This window comes from Candidatus Babeliales bacterium (genome assembly GCA_035944115.1).
Classification (GTDB): Bacteria; Babelota; Babeliae; order Babelales; family Vermiphilaceae; genus DASZBJ01.
In genome coordinates this window covers 1-2,539 of record DASZBJ010000042.1, presented here as the reverse complement: position 1 = coordinate 2,539, position 2,539 = coordinate 1, and the positions used below count along the sequence as shown (strand labels likewise).

General features: G+C 37.8%; 1 protein-coding gene. It reads left to right on the top strand.

Annotated features, from left to right (window positions below):
* Positions 1 to 2,539 (top strand): hypothetical protein (locus VGT41_04785; protein HEV2601590.1); only part of this gene is annotated, 2,539 nt, incomplete at both ends.

The following is a 2,539-nucleotide window of genomic DNA, read 5'->3' as shown; positions in this document are numbered from 1 at the left end:
TCTTACTTATTAATGGTGATTCAACAGGAATTTCAGATATTATATATAAAATCTCTCTTACTGCTCCCTACGATAGCAATGGTCAATTAGGTACTGTCTACAATACTGTAACAGCAGATCCACAATTTCTTGATGCAAATCAACAGAAATTGGTAACATTCTCGTATCCTTTACCACAAGCATTTAGTGGCAAGAATCTCAATCTCCATATTCAAGCTTTCTTAAAAAGTGGAACACCACTTGGTTGGGCAGATACAAATCTCTCTGTTTCTGGAGGATTGCCAATTCTTACGGTTAGCAATGGTTTTCTAACTGTTGATGGTCAGCAATATCCTGTAGATGTAGGTCCTACTCTCTATGAGACATCAACATCTACCACGGTTTCAATAAAGCTTTCAAATACAAATAATACCGCGATTACAGTTACTCCGAATATCAAAGTCTATAATCGAACAATCGATAATTCACCGCTTAAAACCTATGCAGGTGATGCTGTTACGGTAAAAGCAAATAGTTCAGTTACAGTAACCTATCCGCTCGATCGATTTTCAAATAAAGCAGGTGTCTATGCAGGTGATATTTCATTTGTTGATGCCAATAATAGTGTTCGAGCACTCGATTTTCAGTACCGATATATCGTTGCTGGAAATATCATCACTATTTCTTCGATTACATCGACAGCTTCTCTTATAAAAAGTGGAGATATCATTCCTATTACCATCAATTATTCAGGATCACCATATGATATTGCTACTGGAAATATTTCAGGAAATGGAAGTGCTCAACTTGATGTGAAGATCTTTAATGAAAAAGACGAGCTTGTCGGAACATATAGTGATACAACAGATTTTAATATTGGGTCTTCAAAAAATATTTCTATAAAAGCACAAGCTGCTGCGCAAGCAATTCGTGTTGAAGTGACGGCGACTCAAAATGGAACTGTTGTTGCGACATACTCAACAAAACTTTCAGCAAATTATGATCAGGCTAAAAATAATATTGTTACAAATGGAGATAATAATCATATGACGGCAATTATGTACGGAATTCTAGGAGTCATTATTGTTATCATTCTTATTGCTCTTATCATAAAATTTGCTTCAATGCGAAGAGCTAAAGTATTAGTGGCATTACTTATTATTGGAGTAACATCTTTCTTTACTATTTTTCCAACAGCTCAGGCATATACAGAAACTGGTAGAAAGAGTATCAACGGTGTTTGGGATTATACGGGATATGATTTTGTTGGTAATGGTTCAGGTACAGGACATTATCCTCCAAATGATGGACGTTCACCAAATCCTTCATACTCATCGGGTAATTTGCCACAAGGTTATACTGGCCAAGATGGAGCTCATTGGCATGTAAGTGGCTGTACTGATTCTGTTCATTGCGCAGATTATTCACCACAAGTTACCATTAATAGCCCAGGTACTACTGATGTATATGCTCCTGGTCAAGCATTCAATTTTACCGGAGCTGCATATGCAAGTGCATGTATTAACAATCAACAAGATATTGCTGTAACAGCAACACTTACTGATTCAAATGGAAATGTAATTCAGACAGCAAATTTCACTTATTATGATGTGAATAATGCAGGAGGTACAGGTCATTATCAGGTAGAAGGAGGAACTCAATTTTCACTTCCGCATGGAGGAGTCTTTACAGCTCCTTCAACTCCAGGAACATACACATTATCATTCAGAATTGATAGCTACCAAAATGTACCAGGAAGAACTCTTAATACTTCAAAATATGCAAATACTAAAGATCCTTTAACTGGTAATAAATATGGATCTGAGAACAAGACTCTCGATCCTGCAACGCTTGGAGGATATGTAACAGGAACCGTCAAAGTTGTAGTTGTTGCAAATACTCCTCCTACAGTTTCAATTAGTGCAAATCCTTCAACTGTTAATTCTGGTGATTCATCGATTCTTACATGGCATCCAAACAATGCAGATTCATGTACGGCAAGTGATGGCTGGTCTGGTCCTGTTTCAACCGTAGATCCTACTTCACAGTCTGTAGGACCACTTACTGTAGCAACAAGATATACTATTACTTGTAAAAACACAGCTGGTTCTGCAAGTAATTCTGTTGTAGTTAATGTCAACCCGTGCCCGGTTCCACCACAAAATCCAGTTAATCCGACTACTTCCGATACCGATTCCGTAACACCAACTGTCTCTGATACCAATAATCCAAACCCATCTGATCCAGGATATGTAAATCCAAGTGGATATCAAAGTATGAATACTAATACTCATGCTTCACAAGCGGCAGCAGTACTCCTTGCCGATAATCCATGTGGACCGACATCAGTTACGCCATCAGTTTCAATATATGCAAATCCAAATCCGATTGCTTATAATACTGCTTCAACCCTTACCTGGTACTCAAATAACGCAGATTCATGTACGGCAATAGCAGGTCCTGGTTTCTCTACAGGAGGACTTACGACAAATTCAACAGGAGTTTCTACAGGAAATCTAACATCAGCACAGACATTTACGATCGATTGCCATAATAATGC